Source organism: Mesorhizobium sp. M5C.F.Ca.ET.164.01.1.1, assembly GCF_004792125.1.
GTDB lineage: Bacteria > Pseudomonadota > Alphaproteobacteria > Rhizobiales > Rhizobiaceae > Mesorhizobium > Mesorhizobium wenxiniae.
The window spans coordinates 69066-90671 of record NZ_SRTG01000007.1 but is presented as its reverse complement, the minus strand read 5'-3'; the positions used below and the strand labels follow the sequence as shown (position 1 = coordinate 90671).

Here is a 21606-nt window from a genome sequence, read left to right as displayed (position 1 = left end):
ACCGCAAAGCGGTAGCTTTCGCGACGGGCGTTAAACGGAGTTCACGGCGAATGACGGGCGGAGGGTGGAAGCTGACGCATGCCGCGGCACTGCTTGGTGCCCTGGCGTTATCAGGCTTTGCCGTCACTCAGCCGCAGGCCGCCTCCCGTGTTTGCCGGCAACTGGAAGCCGATCTCGCGACCGCTTCGCGTGGTGGCGGCGGCAAGCCGGCCCTGCTCAGGAAATACGATGATGCGATCGTGCGGCAGCGCGAGCAGATTTCAAAGGTAAGCCGCCAGTCCGACAGCGCCGGCTGCGGCTTTTCGCTGCTCGGCCGCAATCGCAACGCTTGCGCCGCACTCGAGGCCACGCTCGACCGCATGAACGCCAATCTCGATGCCCTGCAGGTCAAGCGCGCGCAGCTCGCCGGCGGCGGCTCGCGCCGCGATCGCGCACGCATATTGGCCTCACTCAACGCCAATGGCTGTCGCGACAGCGTCGTGCCTTCGAGGCGTGCGCCCGTCCTCGAAGCGAACCGTGAAAACGGCGAAGAAAGTCTGCTCGATCGGCTTTTGGGCGACGACGGAAATCAGCCCGATGCGCTGGACGAGCCGAGCGATCCCGACCAAGAACGCGGTGTCCGCGCCATGATCAATCAGCCCGACGGCATGGACCTGCCGCGCCTTGGCGGCGAATTCCGCACAATGTGCGTGCGCACCTGCGACGGCTATTTCTTCCCGATGTCGAATGCCGCCTCGCTTGGCGATTTCGAGCGCGACCAGAAGAACTGCAATTCGAGTTGCCCCGGCACCGAGATGCAGGTGTTTTATACGCGCGGCATTGGCGACGACTCGGCTGACATGACGTCTTCGGCAACCGGCAGGCCCTACAGCGAACTGCCCACCGCCTATCTCTACAAGCAGCCCGAAACGTTGCGCCCGCCGGCCTGCGGCTGCAACGCTGCACAGAATTTCGAGATCATTGCCGGCAATCCGCCAAGCCCGGAACAGACCGAGGCCGATGTGGAGACCAAGCCGCTCATTCCGGCGCCGGTCGCCAAAGCCGATCAAGGCGCCGACCCCGAGACTTTGGCAAATGTCGAAGGCGAGCTCGATCGCGAAGCCATCAAGCGCCTCGCCGTCAAACCCTCGCCGACGACTTTGCCGCCGCCGGGACGGCGCAAGGTCAGGGTCGTCGGGCCAACGTTCCTTCCCGACCCAGAAGCGGCAACAGATCTGCAAGCTCCGGCCCCGAAGGCTGCCCCGTAAGCGCCAGCCTGAGCGGCATGAACAGCGCCTTGCCCTTGCGGCCGGTCGCTTCCCTGATCCTGCCCGTCCACTCCTTCCAGACCGACCCGTTCCAGGGGTCTTCCGGCAAAAGGTCGAACGCCTGGCGAAGGAAATCGCGGTCGACGTCGGAAAAGTCCGGCTGCTCCTGCGGGCCGTTGCGAAGTGTGCGCCACCAGATTCCTGCATCGGCCAGCCTGTCGAGATTGCCGCGCACCGCCAGCCAGAAGGGCTCGGCCTGTTCGCCGGAAATGCCGAGCACGATCAGCCGGTCGCGCGCCTCGGAAAACGGCATATGGTGGAGCAGTGTGCGGTTGAGCACGAAGAGCTCGTCCGGATCGAATTTGGCGGCGGATTTCGACGTCGCGGCCGGATCGAAGCGCCGGGCAAGCTCGGTCATGTCAGGCACCGCCACTACGTTTTCCGACGTGCCAACAAGCACGGCCAGCGAGGCAACGGCCATCGGTTCGATGCCGGTCTCGCGTAGGCTCTCGATGGACAGCGCGCCGCTCCGCTTCGACAGGCCCTCGCCCGACGCAGTGGTCAACAGATTGTGGTGGCCGAACACCGGCGGCTCGGCACCCATTGCCTGGAACAGCGCGATCTGCACGCCCGTGTTGGTGACGTGGTCGTCGCCGCGGATGACATGGCTGATCCCCATCTCGATGTCGTCGAGCACCGAGGGCAGAGTATAGAGATAGGTGCCGTCCTCGCGCATTAGAACCGGGTCGGAAAGCGAGGCAAGGTCGACGGTTTCCTCGCCGCGCACCAGATCGTTCCAGTGGACTTCGGTGCGCTCCGGCTGCAGAGGATCGCTGGTGAAATTGGGCAGGAGGAAGCGCCAATGCGGCCGCCGACCATCGGACTGGTATTCGGCGATCTGCTCAGGGGTCAGCGTCAGCGCTTCGCGGCCGTAGACCGGCGGCAGGCCGCGCGTGCGGCGCACCTTGCGCCTGAGATCGAGCTCTTCCGGTGTTTCGTAACAAGCGTAGAGAAGGCGCGCCGCCTTCAATTTCTCGACCGCCGCATCGTAGATCTCGAAGCGCCGTGACTGGTATTCCGTCGCGTCCGGAAATATCCCTAGCCAATGTAGGTCGTAGAGGATGGCGTCGGAGAATTCCTGCATCGAGCGGGCAACGTCGGTGTCGTCGAAACGCTGGATGAAGCGGCCCTTGTTGTTCATGGCGAACAGCCAGTTGAACAGCGCAGTGCGCGCGTTGCCGATATGAATGCGGCCGGTGGGTGATGGGGCGAAACGGACGGTAACTGTCATGAACGGGGCGTACCGGATGGTTTTGCTGTTGACAAGACACGCCCCCGCGCTTGGCCGCAGACATAGAACATGACGAAGGCGATGAAAAGGCGGCAGCGCCGCGCGTTCATTAAGACACACGGCTCTGTAGGCGTCAGATCGCCAGCCCCTTGGTCAATTCGAGCGCCTGGCGCTCGAACAGCCGGCGGTAGATGCCGCCCTGCAGCCGGATCAGTTGGTCATGCGAACCCTCTTCGACGATACGGCCACGATCGAACACCAGAAGCCTGTCCAGCGCCCGCACCGTCGAAAGCCGGTGCGCGATGACGAGGGTTGTGCGGCCGACCATCAACCGCTCCATCGCCTGCTGGATCAGCACCTCCGATTCCGAATCGAGGCTGGATGTCGCCTCGTCCAGAATGAGGATCCGCGCGTCGGCGAGGAAAGCCCGCGCGATCGCCACGCGCTGGCGCTCGCCGCCCGATAGTTTCACGCCGCGTTCGCCGACCAGCGTGCGGTAACCCTTCGGCAGGCCGACGATGAAGTCGTGCGCGCTTGCCAGCCGTGCTGCGTGCTCGATTTCGGCTTGCGTGGCGCTCGGCCGGGCATAGGCGATGTTTTCGGCCAGCGACCGGTGGAACAGAATTGGCTCCTGCTGGACGATGGCGATCTGCCCGCGCAGCGATGCCTGCGCCACCCCAGCAATATCCTGGCCGTCGATCAGGATCGTTCCCGCGTTCACGTCGTAAAGGCGCTGGATCAGCTTGACGAAGGTCGTCTTGCCCGAGCCCGAATGGCCGACCAGCCCGATGCGTTCGCCCGGCGCGATATCCACCGAAAAGTCGCGATAGAGCGGCAGTCTATGGCTGCCATAATGGAAGGTGACGTTGTCGAAGCTGATGCGACCGTCGGTGATGCGGATCGGCTTGGCGCCGGGAGCATCCTCGATACCGAGCGGCTCGGACTGGAAGTCGACCAGTTCCTCCATGTCGTTGATCGAGCGCTGCAAATTGCGGATGTGCGTGCCGATGTCGCGCAAATAGCCTTGCAGCACGAAGAACGAGGTCAGCACGAAGGTGACATCGCCGGCGCTCGCCTGCCCCCACGACCACAAAAGCAGCGAAAGTCCGATCACCGCTGCTCTCAGAAGCAGCAGCATCGACCCTTGCGTGGTGCCGTTGATGGTGCCGCGCACCCAGGTGCGGCGCGTACGCGCGCGCCATCTGGCGACGACTTTGGCAAGGCGCGTCTCCTCGCGCTCCTCGGCGCCAAAACCCTTGACCACGGCGTTGCAGCTCACCGCATCGGCCAGCGAACCGCCCAGGCGCGTGTCCCACGCGTTGGCAAGCCTTGCCGCAGGCGCGACATAGCCAAGCGACAGGAGCGCCGTCACCGCGATGAACAGCACCGAACCCGCGGCGACGACAGCACCCATCAGCGGCCAGAACCAGCCGAGCAGCAGCGTCGAGCCGACGAGCATGACGACGGACGGCAGCAGCGCGATCAGGATCGTGTCGTTGAGCAGGTCGAGCGCCCACATGCCGCGGGTTATCTTGCGCACGGTCGATCCGGCGAAGCTGTTGGCGTGCCAGTCGGTCGAGAAGCGCTGGACGCGATGGAAGGCGTCGGCGGCGATATCCGCCATCATCTTCAGGGTCAGTTCGACGATGGCCACGAAGGCGAGATTGCGCAGCACAACGCCGGTGAGCGCCAGCGCTACCAGCATCGAAAAGGCCGCCATCGCCGCATTCCACGCGACATCGTCCGCTGCAGCACTGCTGGCAACGGCATCGACCAGTCGGCCGGAATAGAGCGGCGTCAGCACGTCGGCCAACGTCGACAGCAGGAACGTGCCCATGATGAGCGAAAGCCGCCACGGCTGACGCCGCCAATGACTGAGCGTGAAGCCAAGAACGCTGCGAAAGGCACCCGCGCGCAAATCTATCTGAAAACGAGCCATGATGTCATTCGGGCGCAAACGAGCCCGGTCCCGGTAAGGTCGAAAATTGAAGAAACCGCGTGGGGCGAATTAGCGCCCGGGAATGCGGAGGTTCGGCATATTTGGCGGCTCACCCGAATACGGGCGGCGACCGGCATCGACGAAGGCCTGTTGTCAGATCGGCTTGGCCATGAAGGTGAAAACCTTCCGGCGCGCCACCTGAGAACTAGGCTTCGCGGCCTCGCATAACGATGTCAAATCCTGGCATTCGGTCCTCCCGAAAAGGGGAATCGCGGAACCGTTCTTATAGAGAGGCCTCAACGCGTCGCCAAGCCAGAGAGCGACTGAAAGCGCATCTGGTCCAACCAGTGAGAAGATTTGCAACAATCGCGGGTTGTGCGCCGTCGTCGTCCACTCAGGCTACCGGAATACGATCGAGCCGCATGTAGCGGCCATCGGTGGACGGCCTGAAGCCAAGTTTTTCGTAAACCACGTGGGCATCATTCGTCGACAGGCTCCAGTGCGTGACTGTCTTGCAATCCGGATGATCGATAAGCGCCTGGACAAGCCGCGTGCCGATCCCTTGTCCACGATATTCCGGCCAGATGATGACATCGGCCAGATAGGCAAACACCGTGCGGTCGGTGATTGCCCGGCCGAAGCCGACCTGCTTGCCGTCGGAATAGGCGCCGACGCAAAGCGAATTAGCAAAGGCGCGGCGGTGGACTTCGTCGCTGCGCCCGCTGCCCCAGTAGCTTGCCATCAACCGGTCGGAGGTCTCCCGGAAGTCGATCCGCGACACGTCGAAGCTGATTTCACAGTCAGGCATGGCTATCCCAGCGATCGGCCGGCCGCAAGCATTTCACAGAAGCGAGAAACGGTGATCTATCCGCCGTCCCTGAACCGGTTGGTGATGGGATAACGGCGGTCGCGGCCGAAATTCTTTTTGGTGATCTTCACGCCGGGCGCTGCCTGCCGGCGCTTGTATTCGGCGATGTAGAGCAGATGCTCGACGCGCGTCACCGTCGCCCTGTCGTGGCCGCGGGCAGCGATCTCGTCGACACCCATCTCGTTCTCGACCAGACACTCCAATATGTCGTCCAGCACCGGATAGGGCGGCAGCGAATCCTGATCCGTCTGGTTCTCGCGCAGTTCCGCCGACGGCGCCTTGTCGATGATGTTGTTCGGGATCACCTCGCCGGATGGGCCCAGCGCGCCCGGCGGCACGTGCGTATTGCGCCAGCGCGCCAGCGCATAGACCTGCATCTTGTAGAGGTCCTTGATCGGGTTGAAGCCGCCATTCATGTCGCCGTAGAGCGTGGCGTAGCCAACCGACATTTCGCTCTTGTTGCCGGTGGTGACCACCATCGAGCCGAACTTGTTAGAGATCGCCATCAAAATGGTGCCGCGCGCGCGGCTCTGCAGGTTTTCTTCGGTGATGCCTTCCTTGGTGCCTTCGAAAAGCTGCGTCAGCGTATGCAGAAATCCTTCGACCGGTTCGAAGATCGGCACGATATCGTAGCGGCAGCCGAGCGCACGGGCGCAGTCCTCGGCGTCTTTGAGCGAGTCCTTCGAGGTGTAGCGGTAGGGCATCATCACGGCGCGCAGCCGTTCCTCGCCGAGCGCATCGACGGCAAGTGCTGCACAGATCGCCGAATCGATGCCGCCGGACAGGCCGAGCACAACGTTCTTGAAGCCGTTCTTGTTGACGTAGTCGCGCAGGCCCAGCATGCAGGCGCGATAATCGGCCTCCTCCTTTTCCGGGATTTTCGACATCGGCCCTTCGGAGCAGACCCAGCCGTCGGAATTATTGCCGTTTTGCCCGCCTGCGGCGGCGCGGTTTCTCTTCCAGGTGGTGACGTTGACCGTCTCCTCGAACTGGCTCATCTGGAAGGCCAGCGTCTTGTCGGCGCCGATGGCAAAGGATGCACCGTCGAAGATCAGTTCGTCCTGGCCGCCAAGCTGATTGGCATAGATGATCGGCAATCCGCATTCAATGACCTGGCGGATGACAACCTGGTGGCGAATGTCGACCTTGCCGCGATAATAGGGCGAGCCGTTCGGCACCAGCAGGATTTCCGCACCGCTTTCGGCCAGCGTCTCGCAGATGCCGACATCGCCCCAGATATCTTCGCAGATCGGAATCCCCAGGCGCACGCCGCGGAAATTGACCGGTCCCTGCATTTCAGGGCCAGCCTGGAAGACGCGCTTCTCGTCGAATTCGCCGTAGTTCGGCAAATCGAGCTTGTAGCGCTCGGCGAGGATCTTGCCGCCATCGGCAAAGATGATTGAATTGTGCGTGCCGCTCTTGCGCTTCAGCGGCGTGCCGATGATGACGCCCGGCCCGCCATCGGCAGTATCGCCGGCGAAATCCTGCGCCGCCCGCTCGCAGGCCTTCAGGAAAGCCGGCTTCAGCACCAGGTCTTCGGGCGGATAACCGGCGAGGAAAAGCTCGGTGAACAGCACGAGATCGGCGCCTTGGCGGGCGGCATCCGCCCTCGCCTCGCGCGCCTTGGCGAGATTGCCGGCGACGTCGCCAACCGTCGGATTGAGCTGGGCGACGGCGATGCGCAATATGTCGGAAGCGGTGTTGGTCATGCTGCGGGTTTAGCGCGGCAAAATCGCCCGGGCAATGGCGTTTGCTTGGACCACCCGGACCGAATGACATGTGTCATTCGTGTCCCGGCCGATCGACGAATGTCGATCGTGTCGGACCGATCGACATGTCGTTCGGCCCTATTCGCCCATATATTCGCGCAGCGCTTCCGTCGAATGGTTCTCGCCGATCGACATCGCCAGAATGCGCGAAATATGCCGGCGCGGCAGGCTGGTTTGCGCCGCCCAGGCATTGATCTGGCTCTGGATCTTGTCGAGATCCCTCTTGGAGGTCGGGCTTTCGGCGATGTCCAGGCCGGCGTCGCGTAGCGCGGCCGCCATGTCGGTTGAGACGATGAAGGCGTCCCATTCCAGCCAACGCAAAAAATACTGGCCGGTGTTGCCGCCGAGCCGGCTGCCATGCTTGGCGAGATAGGCCATCAGCCCCACCTGGTCGTCGGCCGGCCAATCGGCAAGGAACCTGCCGAAGCCGCCATGCTCCTTCGACACCCTCTCGACAAACACCGCGTTGTCGCGGACAGATTTGATCTTCTGCGGGTTGCGCACGATGCGCTCGTCGGCTGTCAGATCGTGCCAGAAATCATCGGGCTGGAACAACAGCCGCTTCGGCTCGAAGCGGAGGAACGCTTCTTCGAAACCAGGCCATTTCTGCTCGATGACGCGCCAGACGAAACCAGCGGCGAAAACACGCTCGGCCATGGTCGAGAGGATGCGGTCGTCGGTAATGTCAGCCACCGCGGCATTGTCGGGCATAGGTCCCAGCAGCGACGCCAGCGCCGCTTCCCCGCCCTTGCGTTTGGCCGCGCGGGCGCGGATTTTCTGAAAATCCATCATTGTTTCCTCACCTTATCGCGTCAATCTACCACTTCCCGTGCGAACCAGCAGCCTCTACCTCTATCGCAACGGGAGGCGACGATGAACAAGACGATCGAGGAACTGGCGAACCGTTGGCTGAAGCGAAAGCCGGACGCACCTGAAAACCGGGTGCTGCAATCAACGCTCGAGCGCACCACGATCTCCAAGGATACCAGCAAGGCTATCGCCTTTCATCAGACGTTTGGCGACCGCCTGGCCGACACCATCGCCCGGATCGGCGGCTCGTGGTCCTTCATCCTGACATTCATTACTTTCCTGATCCTGTGGACGGCGGGCAATGTCTGGCTTTTGACGCGCGACGCCTTCGATCCCTATCCCTTCATCTTCCTCAACCTGGTGCTTTCCATGGTCGCGGCCCTGCAGGCGCCGGTGATCATGATGGCGCAAAACCGCCAGACCGAGCGCGATCGTATCGATGCCGCGCACGACTACGAGGTCAATCTCAAGGCCGAGATCGAGATCATGGCGCTGCATGAAAAGCTCGACGAACTGCGCCACAGCCAGATCATCGGGATGCGCGACGAGATCGCCCGGCTAGCCGAGCAGGTGAAGCGCATCGACGAGATTCTGTCGAAGCAGCGGACGCGTCCATGACGGATGCCATCCATAATCTCATCGAACAATATGGGCTGATTGCCGTCTTTCTGGGCTGTGTCGCCGAGGGCGAAAGTGCCGCCCTCCTTGGCGGGTTTTTCGCCCATCAGCATGTCTTCGTCCTGTGGCAGGCGTTTCTGGCGGCCTCCATCGGCGCCTTTGTCGGCGATACTTTCTTCTTCACCCTCGGACGAAGCTTCGCCGATCATCCGCTTGTGATCAAATTGAGAGGTCGGCCAGGCTTCAGCCACGCCTATCGTCTCGTCTCCAACCATCCCGACATTTTCGTGCTGTCGAACCGCTTCATTTACGGCCTGCGCCTTGTCGGCGGCATCGCGGCCGGATTGTCCGGCATTGCCGTGACGCGCTTTGTCATTCTCAACGTCATTTCATCGATCATCTGGGCCGGATTGTTCACCACCATCGGCTATGTGTTCGGGCTGGGCGCGGAGCGCATCGTCGGCCAGGCGTTGGCCCGTCACGAGCGATTGCTGATCGCCCTGGCGATTGGGTTGGGCGTGGCCGTCCTTGCCTGGTTCATCGCTCATCACATTGCCAAAACGGAGCGTAGCAAGGAGACGTAGGGATTGACCAACCTGACTTCAACTTGCTCCACGATGTGTCGAGATTCAGGTCAGGCCGAGTCGAAAATGGTGGGTTCCGAGAACCGGAACGCAGCGTACTTTTGGGTACGTGAGCACCGGAAGCACAGGAAGCCGCCATTTGCAGGCCGGCATCACCTGAATATCCACACATCCTAATCGATGCCGAGCGTCCGATCGCCGCGATCAAGGATCAGCGGAATGATCAGGTCTTCCTCATCGGCAAGGTGCCGGGTCAGCATGGCGATCAGCCGGCTGTTCTGGTCGGCATAGGCATCGGCGGCAAAGCGCTGCTTGTCCTCGCTGTCCTGAAGCGTGCGGATGAAGGCGTTCGCGGTCTCGGCATTGCGCTCCAGCCCCTCATGGATGGTGTGATGATCGGCATCCAGAATCTCGAAGCCGCGCTTCAGCCGGACCTCGGCTTTGGCGAATACCGGGAAATAATGATGGTCCTCGACATTGTGGTGACCGTCGAGATTGCCGAGAAAATGATTGAGGCGCGGCGCGAACCAGCGAGCGAACTCCGGCCCCGTCAGCCTGCCCTCGTGATAGTCGCCGATACCGTTGGTCAGCATGCCGCCGAGCTCGCGGAACATGTCGTGCCGCTGCAGCCACATAGTGGCGATGCCATGGATGTTGGAATGCCCCTGCCAGATCTCGCGCGGATATTTCTCAGTCAGCCAGCGCAAATCATCGGGCAGGCCGGCACGCTCGAGCAGAAGAAAATCAGTAGTGTCCGACATGACGGTCTCCTTTGGTAACCGTCATATAAGAGGTGAGGATTAGATCGGTAGCCCCAAGATTCGCTCGATGATGGCGATGCCCCAGACGCCGGCAACGATCACCACCGAAATCAGCACCGCCAGCGAACCGCAGTCTTTGGCGAGCTGGATATCGACGTTGAATTCCCGGCTGAACGCATCGCATGCGGCCTCAATGCCGGTGTTCAGCACTTCGACCATGATCAGGAGCAGCACCGCCCCGATCAACAGCGCATAGCCGCGCCACGACACCGAAACAAACCAGCCGAGCGGCAACGCCAGCACGAGCAGCATCAGCTCCTGCTGGAAGGCTTTTTCGCTGGAAGCCAATTTGCGAAATGCCCGCACTGAATTGAAGAATGCGTCGATCAGCCGCTGCATGCCAAACCTTTCCGAATCACCGGCAGGGGATAGCGCAATGGCCGGATCAAGGGAATAAGGCGATCTCTCCAAAAATCATTCGTCGGCGACCTTCTCACTCATCCGCGACCTTGATCGACGGCGCCGACTTCTCGAACTGCGGCAGCCCATCGTCGATCGTGTAGTAGTCGCCCTTGTCGCCGACGAAGATGTGACATTGCCCCTGAAGTCCCGTGGGCTCGTCGAATAGTCCCGCCATAACCGAGATGTAGGCATCTTGCCGTGGCTTCCAGAACAGCAGAGAGCCGCATGTCTTGCAAAAGCCGCGCTTTGCAAACGAAGACGCTTCGTACCAAGTGATGCTCTCGGCACCTGAGATTGTGATGTTCCCTTCGGGGACATTGGTCGCAGCGTAGAAGTGACCACTCTGCTTCCGGCATTGCGAGCAGTGACAATAGATTACGCCGCGCAATGGCCCCCGCGTCTTGAAGCGCACGGCTCCGCACAGGCATGACCCGATATGAGTGTCGTCCATCTCGCCTCCCCAGCCAGTCGCCATCCTCGGCATTGCAGCAGGATTCCAGTTTTATCGCCGCCGCGCACGAGCAAATGCGACACAAAGCGGGCGTGTTCGAACTGCAGCTATGAAATCGACCGCGACCCCAAAAGCGCCAATGTGGCGCTGCGCTAAATTTGCCATGGAGATCGCTGCGAGAAGGCGCGGAGGTGCTTTATATGAAGGATCGCCTTTCGGACGATACGATCGGCATCATTGTCGTTCGAGTGCTTTCATGAGCGCATGGAACCACGGCATAGAGTGATCAGAGCACTCAAGAATATGACAAGAGCCAAGGCAGTTAGCCCGGAGATACCCGACGCTGATGAGCCGCCAAGTGGTCCGGGTTCCTCAGAAGCTGGGGATTTCTCCGGCGCTTCTTGATCGATGGCGACTGAAATCAGCCGTTGACGGCCTGCTTGTGCTGGACCGGGTGGCCCTTCTTGAGCAAGTCCGAGACCAGGAATGCCAGCTCGATCGCCTGGTCGGCGTTGAGGCGCGGGTCGCAATGGGTGTGGTAGCGATCCTGCAGCTCCTCGGCGGTGATGGCGCGGGCGCCACCGGTACATTCGGTGACGTTCTTGCCGGTCATCTCGATATGGATGCCACCCGGATGCGTGCCTTCGGCACGATGCACCTCGAAGAAAGTCTGAACTTCCTTCAGGATGCGGTCGAACGGCCGCGTCTTGTAGCCGGCGGCCTCGATGGTGTTGCCATGCATCGGGTCCGACGACCACACCACGCTCCGGCCCTCTTTTTTCACCGCGCGCAGCAGCTTCGGCAGATGGTCGGCGACCTTGTCGGAGCCGAAGCGCGCGATCAGCGTCAGCCGGCCGGGCTCGTTCTCCGGATTGAGCAGGTCGATGAGCTGCAAGAGGCCGTCCGGCGTCAGCGAAGGGCCGCATTTCAGGCCCAGCGGGTTCTTGATGCCACGGCAATATTCGACATGGGCATGGTCGGGCTGGCGCGTGCGATCGCCGATCCAGATCATGTGCCCGGAAGTGGCGTACCAATCGCCTGACGTCGAATCGACTCGGGTCAGCGCCTCCTCGTAGCCGAGCAGCAGCGCTTCGTGGCTGGTGTAGAAATCGGTCTCGCGCAACGCGTAGTTGGTCTCCGAGGTGATGCCGACAGCCTTCATGAAGTCCATCGTCTCGGTGATGCGGTTGGCGAGCGACTCGTATTTCTCGCCCTGCGGGCTATCCGACACAAAGCCGAGCATCCATTGATGCACGTTCTCCAGGCTGGCGTAGCCGCCCTGGGCGAAAGCGCGCAAAAGATTGAGCGTCGCCGCCGACTGGCGGTAGGCCATTTCCTGGCGTGCGGGATCGGGAATGCGCGACTTGGCGTCGAACTCGATGCCGTTGATGATGTCACCGCGATAGCTGGGCAGCGTCACGCCACCCTTGGTCTCGTTGTCGGACGAGCGCGGCTTGGCGAACTGGCCGGCAACACGGCCGACCTTCACCACCGGCTGCGCGCCGGCAAAGGTCAGCACCACGGACATCTGCAGGAAGACGCGGAAGAAGTCGCGGATGTTGTCCGCGCCATGCTCGGCAAAACTCTCGGCGCAATCGCCGCCCTGCAGAAGGAATGCGTCACCGGCAGCGACGGTCGCAAGCTGCTTCTTCAGCTTGCGTGCCTCACCTGCAAAAACCAGCGGTGGAAAGGTGGCAAGCTGGCCTTCCGTGTTCTTCAGCGCGGCAAGATCCGGATAGGCAGGAACCTGCTGGATCGGCTTTGCTCTCCACGAATTCGGCGACCATTTCGTCATCGTTGCACCCAACGTTCTTTCCAGCGGGTGGTATCGCCCGCCATTTCGCCCCAAAATGGGGCTCGCGGCTCCATACACGAAGCCGATTTCCTATTCTAGACCGGATTTGGACGTGTGGCGAATGGCCGTGATGCGCCAGGAACTGCCGGCGTAGTCATTGGCCTAAGCACCAGCAACGCCTTGCTAGGCAGCCTTCCCAACCAGCCGAGCCAATTGCGTCATGACGACCGCGGCCCCGGCCAGACGCTTTTCAGGTGTTGGCCAGTCGCGGCTGAAGACGACGCTCTGGTCGGGCCGGATCTTGGCCAGCGAACCCTGCTCGCCGATGAACGTGACCAGCCCGACAGGATTGGAAAACTCGCGCTTGCGGAAATGGATGACAACGCCTTTTGGTCCGGCATCGAGCTTTTCGACATTGGCCTTGCGGCAGAGCGCCTTGATGAAGACGATCTTCAGCAGATGCTTCACCTCCTCCGGCAGCGCGCCAAACCGATCGATCAGTTCTGCGCCGAAGGCATCGATCTCTTCGGTGTTTTCGAGGTCGCCGAGGCGGCGGTAGAGCGCCAGCCGCAGCTGCAGGTCCGGAACATAGCTTTCCGGGATCATCACCGCCGTGCCGACGGCGATCTGCGGCGACCAGCCGCCATCCTGAACCTCGCCGGAATCCTTCACCTCGGCGACAGCTTCCTCCAGCATCTGCTGGTAGAGCTCGAAGCCGACCTCCTTGATATGGCCCGACTGCTCTTCGCCGAGAAGATTGCCGGCGCCTCTGATATCGAGATCGTGGCTGGCGAGCTGGAAACCGGCGCCCAGCGTGTCGAGCGACTGCAGCACCTTCAGCCGGCGCTCGGCGGTGTCGGTCAGCTTGCGGTTGGCCGGCAGCGTGAACAGCGCATAGGCGCGCACCTTCGAGCGGCCGACGCGGCCGCGCAGCTGGTAGAGCTGCGACAGACCGAACATGTCGGCGCGATGCACGATCAGCGTGTTGGCGGTCGGGATATCGAGGCCGGATTCGACAATGGTGGTCGACAGCAGCACATCGTACTGGCCGTCGTAGAAGGCATTCATGATGTCGTCGAGCTCGCCGGGCGGCATCTGGCCGTGAGCGACAGCCACTTTCAGCTCTGGAACGGATTCACGCAGGAAATCATGGATTTCCGCCAGATCGCTGATGCGTGGCACGACATAGAAGGAATGACCGCCGCGGTAGCGTTCCCTGAGCAGGGTCTCGCGGATGACCAGCGGGTCGAAGGGCGAGATGAAGGTGCGCACCGCCAGGCGGTCGACCGGCGGCGTGGCGATCAGCGACAGTTCGCGCACGCCGGTCAATGCCAGTTGCAGCGTGCGCGGGATCGGTGTCGCCGACAGCGTCAGCACATGCACGTCGCTCTTCAGGTCCTTCAGCCGTTCCTTGTGCTTGACGCCAAAATGCTGTTCCTCGTCGATGATCAACAGGCCAAGATTCTTGAACGAAATTGAGGCGCCGAGCAGCGCGTGAGTGCCGACGACGATGTCGACCGTGCCTTCGGCGATGCCCTTCTTGGTCTCGGCCAGATCCTTGGCGCCAACCAACCGCGAGGCCTGAGCGACGCGGATCGGCAGGCCGGAGAAACGCTGCGAAAAGGTCTTGAAATGCTGGCGCGACAACAATGTCGTCGGCACCACCACCGCGACCTGAAACCCTTCCATCGCCGCGATGAAGGCGGCGCGAAGCGCAACTTCCGTCTTGCCGAAGCCGACGTCGCCGCAGATCAGCCGGTCCATCGGCTTTCCAGCCCCCAGATCGCCCATGACCGAATCGATCGCCGTCTGCTGGTCGTCGGTTTCCTCATAGGGAAACCGCGCGGAGAATTCGCCATAGAGACCTTCCGCCGGCACCAGCGAAGGAGCGGCGCGCATCTGCCGCTCTGCGGCGATGCGGATCAACTGGCCGGCCATGTCGAGCAGCCGCCGCTTCAGCCGCGCCTTGCGCGATTGCCAGGCGCCGCCACCAAGCTTGTCCAATGTCGCTTCGGCCGAATCCGAGCCATAGCGTGACAGCAGTTCGATATTTTCAACCGGCAGAAACAGCCGGTCGTCGCCGGCATAATGGATTTCTAGGCAATCATGCGGCGCACCGACCGCCTCGATAGTGCGCAGCCCGATGAAGCGGCCAATGCCGTGGTCGGTGTGGACGACAATGTCGCCGGAGGACAACGCCGAGGCTTCGGCGATGAAGTCGGAAGGACGCTTCTTGCGCTTCGAGCGGCGGATCAGCCGGTCGCCCAGAATGTCCTGCTCGGCGACGACGACCAGTTTCTCGGTCTCGAAGCCGGATTCGAGCGGCAGCTCGGCAAGTGCCGCCTGCCCCGGTTCGAGCTTTTCCGCCTCGGCCAGCGTGGCCACCGGCTTGAGATTGCCGAGATGGTGTTCAGTCAGGATCTGGCCGAGCCGGTCTAGCGAACCTTCTGTCCAGCCGGCGACGACGACCCGGCGGCGGGCGGCCCGCTCATCGGCAATGTGTTTTACGACGACGTCGAAGACGTTGATGGTGGGATCGGCGCGTTCCTCGACGAAGCTGCGGCCATGTCGCGAGCCGGCATGGAAGATTTTCTTCGCGCCGGCATCGGGCGCATCGAAGGGCGTGAAGTCGATCGCTCCGCGCGGCCCAAGCGAGGCGATGAGGTTTTCGGGCGACAGATAAAGCAGGTCGGGCGGCACCGGCTTGTACGGAACGGCGTCCTTCAGCGCGCCGTCCGCCTGCTTCCTGCGCGCCTCGTAGTGGTCGAGGATCAACGCATGGCGTTCCGCCAGCGCCTCATGCGCCAGATGGTCGAACACCACAGGCGTGTCCTGCAGATAGTCGAACACCGTCTCGAGCCGCTCGTAGAAGAGCGGCAGCCAATGCTCCATGCCGGCGAAACGCCGTCCCTCGCTGACCGCCGCGTAGAGCCCATCGTCGCGAGAGGGCGCGCCAAAGGCCTCGATGTAACTGCGGCGGAAACGGCTGATGGTCTCCGGCGTCAGCGCCACTTCACTCATCGCCTGCAGCGACATCGACTTGCGCTGGCCGGTGGTGCGCTGCGTGGCGGCGTCGAAGACGCGGATTGATTCCAGCGTGTCGCCGAAGAAATCGAGCCTGAGCGCTTCCGTCCAGCCCGGTGCGAACAGGTCAAGAATGCCGCCGCGGACGGCAAACTCGCCGACGCCGCGCACGGTCGGCACCCGCTCGAAGCCTGATGTCTCCAGCCGCGACACCAGTGCATTCATGTCGATCTGGTTGCCGGGTCTGGCGTGGAAGGTCTGCGCCTCGATGAGGCTTGCCGGCGGAATGCGCTGCAGCAGCGCATTGGCGGTGGTCAGGATGACGGCGCGGTGCGGTCTTTTCACCAGCGCGATCATCGCGGTGAGCGCATCCAGACGCCGTGCGGCAGCATCCGCCCCGGGCGAGACGCGGTCGTAAGGCAGACAATCCCAGGCTGGCAGTTCGAGCACCGGCAGGCCTGGCGCGGCGAATGACAGCGCCTCGACAATCGAAGGCAGGCGCTGGCCGTCGCGCGCCACGAACAACACCGGCTTGTCGGGCGCGATCTCGTGCGCGGCCTGCACCAGCGCAAAGGCTTCGTAGCCGTCGGCAACACCGTCGACGATGAACTGGCCGGCGCGGCCTTTCGGCAGGCCGATCGAGGGAATGAGGCTCATGGATTACACGTAGTTCAGAATGTCATCGTCTGGCGCGACGCCAGGATTTTTTGCAGGACGGCACAATCGATATTTGCCGGAATCGGACGCTCGCCGGTGATCACGGGCAGGAATTCGGTGTCGGGAACATCGAGGAGCCTCTCATATTGGTCGAGTTCGTCGCCGGTCAAGGCGCCGATCTCGGCATCTGCGAAACTGCCAAGAATGAGGTCCATTTCGCGCATGCCGCGATGCCAGGACCGAAACAGAAGCTTGCGGCGGCGGGCATCGAGCCCCTCGCTTGGTCGTTTCGTCCCGGTCATCGTCCAGCATCCTTGCCTGAAGCGGCGCATATAGCGTGGATAGAGGGCGGTGTCAGCCTTGCGCTGCGGCTGTCTCGACATAAGCTGACATCATGCGTCCTTCCCTCCTCGATCCGCTGTTTGTCCCGATCACCTCGCTTGCTGGCATCGGGCCGAAGGTCGGCGCGATGATCGAGAAAATCGTGCCGGCCGATCTCGGCGACCGAGCGGCGCGCGCCGGCGATCTTCTGTTCATGCTGCCCCACACGGTGATCGACCGCCGCAACCGGCCGGGCATCGCCGGTTCGGCCGAAGGCGCGATCGTCACCCTCGAAGTACGCGTCGACCGCCACCAGCCGCCGCCGCGCGGCAACAGATCGGTGCCATACCGCGTCTACGCCCATGACGACACCGGCGAGATCGCGCTGACCTTTTTCCATGCGCACGCCGCCTATCTGGAAAGAGCGATGCCCGAAGGCGAGCATGTCGTGGTCTCCGGTCGCATGGAATGGTTCAACGGCCGGCCGACCATGGTTCACCCAGACCACATCGCGCTGGCCAGCGAAGCGGAAAACCTGCCGCTGGTCGAGCCGGTCTATCCGCTCACCGCCGGGCTCTCGGGAAAAGTGCTGCGCCGCGCAATCGGCCAGGCGCTCGCTCGCTTGCCGGTGCTGCCGGAATGGCAGGATGGCGAGTTTCTGCGCCGCCGGACCTTTCCTGCCTTCGGCGACGCGCTTGCCCGCATCCACAATCCCGAGGACCCGATCGACGTGTCCGTCGACGGCGCGGCCTGGCGGCGTCTCGCCTATGACGAGTTTCTGGCAGGCCAGGTGTCGCTGGCGCTGGTGCGCGCAAAAGTCCGCCGCCTGTCCGGACGACCATTGGTCGGCGACGGTCGCATCGTCGAAAAGCTGCGCGCCGCCCTTTCCTATTCGCTGACTGCCTCGCAGGAAATGGCGCTTGCCGAAATCAATGCCGATCTCGGTGACCCCGAACGCATGCTGCGCCTGCTGCAGGGAGATGTCGGCTCTGGCAAGACGGTTGTCGCGCTACTCGCCATGGCGCGCGCCGTCGAGGCTGGCGGCCAAGCGGCGTTGATGGCGCCGACCGAAATCCTGGCGCGCCAGCATCTTGCGACGATTGCACCTTTGGCGGATCGAGCCGGCCTGCGCGTTGCCATCCTCACCGGCCGCGAAAAGGGCCGCGAGCGCACCGAGACGCTGGCCGGTCTGGCCAATGGCGAGATCGACATCATCGTCGGCACCCACGCCCTGTTCCAGGAAACGGTGATGTTCCACGACCTCGTCCTCGCCGTCATCGACGAGCAGCACCGTTTTGGCGTTCACCAGCGGCTTGCCATCACCGCCAAGGGCGATGCGCCCGACATGCTCGTGATGACGGCGACGCCGATCCCGCGCACGCTGGTGCTGACCGCTTTCGGCGACATGGACGTGTCGAAGCTGACCGAAAAGCCGGCCGGTCGCCAGCCGATCCGCACCGTCACCCTGCCGCTCGAGCGGCTCGACGAACTGGTCGGCCGCATGCGGGACGCCGTCGCCGACGGCCAGAAGATCTACTGGATCTGTCCGCTGGTAGAGGAATCCGAAGAGATCAAGCTGATGTCGGCGGAGGACCGTTTTGCCTCGCTGAAGCCGCTGTTCGGCGACCGGATCGGCCTGGTGCACGGTCGCATGAAGGGCGCCGAAAAGGACGAAGCGATGCGCGCCTTCAAGGCCGGCGAGACACGCATCCTGATCGCCACCACGGTCATCGAGGTTGGCGTCGATGTGCCGGATGCGACGATCATGGTCATCGAGCATGCCGAGCGCTTTGGCCTCGCCCAGTTGCACCAATTGCGCGGCCGGGTCGGTCGCGGCGAAAAACCATCCTCCTGCGTGCTGCTCTACAAGGATCCGCTCGGCGAGACGGCAACGCGCCGGCTGTCGGTGATGCGCGAGACCGAGGACGGATTCCGCATCGCCGAGGAGGACCTGAAGCTGCGCGGCGAAGGCGAGTTGCTCGGCACCCGACAGTCCGGCACGCCGGGCTTCCAGGTGGCGCGCATCGAGGCGCATGCCGACCTGCTGGAGGCCGCCCGCGACGACGCGCGGCTGATCCTGTCGCGCGATCCGGAACTGCAATCCGAACGCGGCGCCGCCCTTCGCATGCTGCTTTATTTGTTCGGCCGCGACGAGGCGGTGCGGCTCTTGCGCGCCGGCTGAGGCCCGGCATCCACCGGCGGATTGGCGATCTGAACGCCGATCGGTTTGCCGTTCAACGTCACCATTTTCGTCTTGACCGCCGGCGCCACCAGGCCTGCCGAAACGATCAGCTTGGCGCCGTCCTCGACCGTCATGTCGAGCAGCACGATATCGGATTTCGGCACATACATGAGAAAGCCGGTGGTCGGGTTGGGCGCGCACGGCATGAATACCGCGATCAGCGGATCACCTTCCTGGTCGAGCTTCTGGTTGATCTCGGTTTCCTTGTCGCTGGCGACGAAGACCAGCGACCAGACGCCCTTGCGCGGATATTCGACCAGCCCGACCTGGCGAAACATGTCGCCTTTGTTCGACAGCACAGTCTCGAAGATCTGCTTCAGCGAGCCGTAGATGCCGCGCACCAGCGGCATGCGGCCGAGCAGCCGTTCGCCGAACAAGACGATAGCGCGGCCGACGATATTGGCGGTCAGGAAACCGATCAGGGTGATCAGGATCAAGGCGACGATCAGGCCGAATCCCGGAACCGGCGCCGGCAGATAGCTATCGGGGTTGTAGCGCGCCGGAATATAGGGTTTCACCCACGAATCGACCCAGCCGATGAAGGACCAGGCGATGTAAGCGGTGATCGCCAGCGGCGCGCAGACGACAAAGCCTGTCAGGAAGTAATTCCGCAGCCGGGTCATGCCAGAGGTCTTGGGCGCATCGGACATGGTTCACCGCAGCACTGGTTGCGGCGCAACATTAATGAACCGCAATCCGCTTTGGAACCGCGAAATTTTTTAAACCACGCCTATTCCACAGTCACCGATTTCGCCAGGTTGCGCGGCTGGTCGACGTCGGTGCCCATGAACACGGCGGTGAAATAGGCCAGCATCTGGATCGGCAGCGCGTAGATGATCGGCGAGATGATTTCCGGCACGTCCGGCAGCACGATCGTCTCCATCGTCTTCACCGTGGCGTGTGCGGCACCCTTGCTGTCGGTGATCAGGATGATCTTGCCACCGCGCGCCGCCACTTCCTGCATGTTGGACACCGTCTTTTCAAAAATGCGGTCGTGCGGGGCAATGACGATCACCGGCATGTTCTCGTCGATCAGCGCGATCGGCCCGTGCTTCAGCTCACCGGCGGCGTAGCCCTCGGCATGGATATAGGAGATTTCCTTGAGCTTCAGCGCGCCTTCCATGGCCAGCGGGAAATTGGTGTCGCGGCCGAGATAGAGCACGTTCTTGTAGTGGGCGAGGTCGCGTGCGACCTTTTCGATCTGCCCGTCGAGCTTCAAGACCTGGTTGGCATAGCGCGGCGCTTCCGACAGTTGGCGGACCAGCGTCGTTTCCTGCTCCCGCGAGATCGTTCCGCGCGCCACGCCGGCCCGCACGGCAAGCGAGGCCAGCACCGACAATTGACAGGTGAAGGCCTTGGTCGAGGCGACACCGATCTCCGGCCCGGCCAGCGTCGGCAGGATGACGTCGGACTCGCGCGCCATCGTCGATTCGCGGACATTGACGACCGCGCCGATCTTCATGCCCGCCTTGCGGCAATAGCGCAGCGAGGCCAACGTGTCGGCGGTCTCGCCCGATTGCGAGATGAAGAAGGCGGCGTCTGCCTTCGACAGCGGCATCTCGCGGTAGCGGAATTCCGAAGCGACATCGATATCGACCGGCAGCCGCGCATAGCGCTCGAACCAGTATTTGCTGATCAGGCCGGCCAGATAGGCAGTGCCGCAGGCCGAGATCGCCAGCCGGTCGATTTTGGCGAAATCGAACGGCAGGTCGAGCGGCTTCGATACGCCGCCGACAAAATCGACATAATGCGCCAGCGTGTGCGAGATCACTTCGGGCTGTTCATGGATTTCCTTCTCCATGAAATGCCGCCGGTTGCCCTTGTCGACCATGAAGCTGGTGCTGAGCGACTGCTGGCGCTTGCGGTCGACCTTGCTGCCGTCCATGTCGAAGATGGCGACCTCGTTGCGGCGCACCACCGCCCAGTCGCCGTCCTCCAGATAGGTGATCGAATTGGTGAAGGGGGCAAGCGCGATGGCGTCGGAGCCCAGGAACATCTCGCCGTCGCCATGGCCGACGGCCAGCGGCGGGCCGTTGCGGGCGCCGACGATGAGGTCCTCGTCGCCCTTGAACATGATGGCAAGCGCAAAGGCGCCTTCCAGCCGCCTCAGCGCCTGGTGCGCGGCCTCGACCGGCTTCAGGCCCTTGGCCAGTTCGCGCCCCACCAGATGTGCGACGACCTCGGTGTCGGTCTGTGATGAAAATGTGTAGCCGTCGCGCATCAACTCGTCGCGCAATTCGGCGAAATTCTCGATGATGCCATTATGGACGATGGCGACGCCATCGGAAAAATGCGGATGCGCATTGGTCTCGTTGGGCACACCATGCGTCGCCCAGCGCGTGTGGCCGATGCCGATCATGCCGTCGAGCGGTTCGTCCTTCAACCGGCGTTCGAGATTGATCAGCTTGCCCTCGGCGCGGCGACGGGCAAGCTTGCCGCGCTCGACGGTGGCGACGCCGGCGGAATCATAGCCGCGATATTCGAGCCTTTTCAGCGCATCGACGATCAGTGGCGCGACAGGCGAGTGGCTGACAATTCCGACGATACCGCACATAGACGTTTGCCCCCGATTCCGGCATGAAACCCGGCGTCATTTAGGATTGGCCGGGCTGCCGCGAAAATCACATTGCGTTTCGTTCCATATCAGCCGGAACGATCTTGCACAGATGCACCATGACACAGCGCTCTTGCAATCCGGTTACCGCGTTCGCTCGGTTTGTCCGCGAATGCATGTTATCTCGTCCCAATGGTTCTGAAATCCGTCAAA

Annotated in this window: 17 protein-coding genes; 4 read left to right on the top strand and 13 right to left on the bottom strand. The window is 62.6% G+C overall.

The window, feature by feature from the left end:
- Positions 1 to 50 precede the first annotated feature (50 nt).
- Entirely contained in the window at positions 51 to 1247 is a 1197-nt protein-coding gene (locus EN807_RS27430; RefSeq protein ID WP_135937455.1) for a DUF2865 domain-containing protein, read from the top strand.
- Here EN807_RS27430 and gltX read toward each other — a convergent pair.
- The 5 genes from gltX to EN807_RS27405 all read right to left on the bottom strand — a co-directional run bounded on the left by gltX (position 1165) and on the right by EN807_RS27405 (position 7906).
- The gene (gltX, locus tag EN807_RS27425; RefSeq protein WP_135937454.1) at positions 1165 to 2538 is read right to left on the bottom strand and encodes a glutamate--tRNA ligase; all 1374 of its coding nucleotides are present in this window, start codon (positions 2536 to 2538) and stop codon (positions 1165 to 1167) included. The genes EN807_RS27430 and gltX overlap by 83 nt on opposite strands.
- Positions 2539 to 2671: 133 nt before the next feature.
- Positions 2672 to 4477 carry an ABC transporter ATP-binding protein gene (locus tag EN807_RS27420; protein ID WP_135937453.1) on the bottom strand — a complete coding sequence of 602 codons (1806 nt, stop codon included), beginning with the start codon at positions 4475 to 4477 and terminating at the stop codon, positions 2672 to 2674.
- 394 nt (positions 4478 to 4871) lie between these two features.
- Positions 4872 to 5285: a GNAT family N-acetyltransferase gene (locus tag EN807_RS27415; RefSeq protein ID WP_135937452.1), complete on the bottom strand. Its 414-nt coding sequence runs from the start codon at positions 5283 to 5285 to the stop codon at positions 4872 to 4874.
- Between the two features lie 56 nt (positions 5286 to 5341).
- Positions 5342 to 7054: an NAD+ synthase gene (locus tag EN807_RS27410; RefSeq protein ID WP_135937451.1), complete on the bottom strand. Its 1713-nt coding sequence runs from the start codon at positions 7052 to 7054 to the stop codon at positions 5342 to 5344.
- A gap of 138 nt (positions 7055 to 7192) precedes the next feature.
- A complete protein-coding gene (locus EN807_RS27405; protein ID WP_135937450.1) occupies positions 7193 to 7906 on the bottom strand; it encodes a DNA-3-methyladenine glycosylase I in 714 nt (237 codons plus the stop codon).
- Positions 7907 to 7987: 81 nt separating this feature from the next.
- Between EN807_RS27405 and EN807_RS27400 the strand changes: the two genes are divergently transcribed.
- Together EN807_RS27400 and EN807_RS27395 are read left to right on the top strand one after the other, a co-directional pair.
- Positions 7988 to 8542, top strand: a complete 555-nt coding sequence (locus EN807_RS27400) for a DUF1003 domain-containing protein (protein WP_135937449.1) — start codon at positions 7988 to 7990, stop codon at positions 8540 to 8542.
- Entirely contained in the window at positions 8539 to 9126 is a 588-nt protein-coding gene (locus EN807_RS27395) for a DedA family protein (protein ID WP_135937448.1), read from the top strand. The genes EN807_RS27400 and EN807_RS27395 overlap by 4 nt, the downstream gene beginning before the upstream one ends.
- 173 nt (positions 9127 to 9299) lie before the next feature.
- On the opposite strand, the gene EN807_RS27390 is transcribed toward EN807_RS27395, so the two are convergent.
- The 6 genes from EN807_RS27390 to EN807_RS27365 all read right to left on the bottom strand — a co-directional run bounded on the left by EN807_RS27390 (position 9300) and on the right by EN807_RS27365 (position 16578).
- The gene (locus tag EN807_RS27390; RefSeq protein WP_127212003.1) at positions 9300 to 9887 is read right to left on the bottom strand and encodes a hemerythrin domain-containing protein; all 588 of its coding nucleotides are present in this window, start codon (positions 9885 to 9887) and stop codon (positions 9300 to 9302) included.
- Between the two features lie 39 nt (positions 9888 to 9926).
- Positions 9927 to 10286: a diacylglycerol kinase gene (locus EN807_RS27385; protein WP_029352991.1), complete on the bottom strand. Its 360-nt coding sequence runs from the start codon at positions 10284 to 10286 to the stop codon at positions 9927 to 9929.
- A gap of 94 nt (positions 10287 to 10380) precedes the next feature.
- Positions 10381 to 10800 (bottom strand): GFA family protein, encoded by a 420-nt coding sequence (locus EN807_RS27380; protein ID WP_128343439.1) that lies wholly within the window; start codon positions 10798 to 10800, stop codon positions 10381 to 10383.
- Between the two features lie 421 nt (positions 10801 to 11221).
- Positions 11222 to 12595, bottom strand: coding sequence for a 3-deoxy-7-phosphoheptulonate synthase class II (locus EN807_RS27375; RefSeq protein WP_135937559.1), 1374 nt, complete (start codon positions 12593 to 12595; stop codon positions 11222 to 11224).
- Between the two features lie 183 nt (positions 12596 to 12778).
- Positions 12779 to 16276 carry a transcription-repair coupling factor gene (gene mfd, locus EN807_RS27370; RefSeq protein ID WP_135937447.1) on the bottom strand — a complete coding sequence of 1166 codons (3498 nt, stop codon included), beginning with the start codon at positions 16274 to 16276 and terminating at the stop codon, positions 12779 to 12781.
- 14 nt (positions 16277 to 16290) lie between these two features.
- The gene (locus EN807_RS27365) at positions 16291 to 16578 is read right to left on the bottom strand and encodes a succinate dehydrogenase assembly factor 2 (RefSeq protein ID WP_135937446.1); all 288 of its coding nucleotides are present in this window, start codon (positions 16576 to 16578) and stop codon (positions 16291 to 16293) included.
- A gap of 92 nt (positions 16579 to 16670) precedes the next feature.
- Between EN807_RS27365 and recG the strand changes: the two genes are divergently transcribed.
- Entirely contained in the window at positions 16671 to 18779 is a 2109-nt protein-coding gene (gene recG / locus EN807_RS27360) for an ATP-dependent DNA helicase RecG (protein WP_135937445.1), read from the top strand.
- Here the strand turns inward: recG and EN807_RS27355 are convergent.
- Entirely contained in the window at positions 18731 to 19489 is a 759-nt protein-coding gene (locus EN807_RS27355) for a DUF502 domain-containing protein (protein ID WP_128344452.1), read from the bottom strand. The genes recG and EN807_RS27355 overlap by 49 nt on opposite strands.
- A gap of 80 nt (positions 19490 to 19569) precedes the next feature.
- Positions 19570 to 21393 carry a glutamine--fructose-6-phosphate transaminase (isomerizing) gene (gene glmS / locus EN807_RS27350; RefSeq protein WP_135937444.1) on the bottom strand — a complete coding sequence of 608 codons (1824 nt, stop codon included), beginning with the start codon at positions 21391 to 21393 and terminating at the stop codon, positions 19570 to 19572.
- Positions 21394 to 21606 lie beyond the last annotated feature (213 nt).

Coding starts and splice junctions, on each gene's coding strand:
- EN807_RS27430 (WP_135937455.1), top strand. CDS start 51: ATGACGGGCGGAGGGTGGAAGCTGACGCATGCCGCGGCACTGCTTGGT.
- gltX (WP_135937454.1), bottom strand. CDS start 2,538: ATGACAGTTACCGTCCGTTTCGCCCCATCACCCACCGGCCGCATTCAT.
- EN807_RS27420 (WP_135937453.1), bottom strand. CDS start 4,477: ATGGCTCGTTTTCAGATAGATTTGCGCGCGGGTGCCTTTCGCAGCGTT.
- EN807_RS27415 (WP_135937452.1), bottom strand. CDS start 5,285: ATGCCTGACTGTGAAATCAGCTTCGACGTGTCGCGGATCGACTTCCGG.
- EN807_RS27410 (WP_135937451.1), bottom strand. CDS start 7,054: ATGACCAACACCGCTTCCGACATATTGCGCATCGCCGTCGCCCAGCTC.
- EN807_RS27405 (WP_135937450.1), bottom strand. CDS start 7,906: ATGATGGATTTTCAGAAAATCCGCGCCCGCGCGGCCAAACGCAAGGGC.
- EN807_RS27400 (WP_135937449.1), top strand. CDS start 7,988: ATGAACAAGACGATCGAGGAACTGGCGAACCGTTGGCTGAAGCGAAAG.
- EN807_RS27395 (WP_135937448.1), top strand. CDS start 8,539: ATGACGGATGCCATCCATAATCTCATCGAACAATATGGGCTGATTGCC.
- EN807_RS27390 (WP_127212003.1), bottom strand. CDS start 9,887: ATGTCGGACACTACTGATTTTCTTCTGCTCGAGCGTGCCGGCCTGCCC.
- EN807_RS27385 (WP_029352991.1), bottom strand. CDS start 10,286: ATGCAGCGGCTGATCGACGCATTCTTCAATTCAGTGCGGGCATTTCGC.
- EN807_RS27380 (WP_128343439.1), bottom strand. CDS start 10,800: ATGGACGACACTCATATCGGGTCATGCCTGTGCGGAGCCGTGCGCTTC.
- EN807_RS27375 (WP_135937559.1), bottom strand. CDS start 12,595: ATGACGAAATGGTCGCCGAATTCGTGGAGAGCAAAGCCGATCCAGCAG.
- mfd (WP_135937447.1), bottom strand. CDS start 16,276: ATGAGCCTCATTCCCTCGATCGGCCTGCCGAAAGGCCGCGCCGGCCAG.
- EN807_RS27365 (WP_135937446.1), bottom strand. CDS start 16,578: ATGACCGGGACGAAACGACCAAGCGAGGGGCTCGATGCCCGCCGCCGC.
- recG (WP_135937445.1), top strand. CDS start 16,671: ATGCGTCCTTCCCTCCTCGATCCGCTGTTTGTCCCGATCACCTCGCTT.
- EN807_RS27355 (WP_128344452.1), bottom strand. CDS start 19,489: ATGTCCGATGCGCCCAAGACCTCTGGCATGACCCGGCTGCGGAATTAC.
- glmS (WP_135937444.1), bottom strand. CDS start 21,393: ATGTGCGGTATCGTCGGAATTGTCAGCCACTCGCCTGTCGCGCCACTG.